We start from the raw sequence: 631 nt of genomic DNA on the forward strand, positions 1-631 counted from the left end.
TTTTAAAAAATGCGTGCGATGCGATGATTAACATTGAGTCGCCGACCATTGAAATTCATACACGCGTGAGCAAAGGAAAGATTTTAGTCACGATCGCCAACAACGGCCCTGAAATTGATGAGGCCACACGCCGAAAAATATTTAGGCCGAACTTTACAACGAAGAAAGGCGGATTGTCTTTTGGGTTGGGGCTTGGGCTCTCGATCGTTAAACGAATTATTGCAGGTTACAACGGTTCCATTGTCGTAAAAAGTGACAGTGAAAAGACCATTTTTAGAATCAAATTACCGGTAGAGGGTGAACATGGAGAAGCTTAATTTAATTTGCGTTGATGACCAACGAGAGGTGTTAAGCGCGGTTCTACAAGATCTAGAACCGTTGAATAAATGGCTGAATATTGAGGATTGTGAGTCTGCTGATGAAGTGCTTGAGCTGATGGATGAACTTGATGCTGATGGTGAAATGATCGCGCTAATTATTTCGGATCACGTGATGCCAGGTAAAACGGGTGTTGAGCTGCTGACGGAAATTTCCAAAGACAGCCGCTTTGTTCGCACTCGCAAAGTCTTGTTGACTGGGCAGGCCACGCACACTGATACGATCAATGCGATTAACTCTGCGGGCATCGATC

At 44.5% G+C, this 631-nt stretch carries 2 protein-coding genes; both read left to right on the forward strand.

Annotation, left to right across the window (positions count from 1 at the left end; translation table 11 throughout):
• The coding region (locus R7O13_RS28220) for an ATP-binding protein (RefSeq protein ID WP_318305368.1) at positions 1 to 317 on the forward strand (317 nt) is incomplete at its 5' end.
• Positions 304 to 631 (forward strand): response regulator (locus R7O13_RS28225; protein ID WP_318305369.1); only part of this gene is annotated, 328 nt, incomplete at its 3' end. The genes R7O13_RS28220 and R7O13_RS28225, both read left to right, overlap by 14 nt.

The organism is Vibrio sp. Y176, from assembly GCF_033438945.1.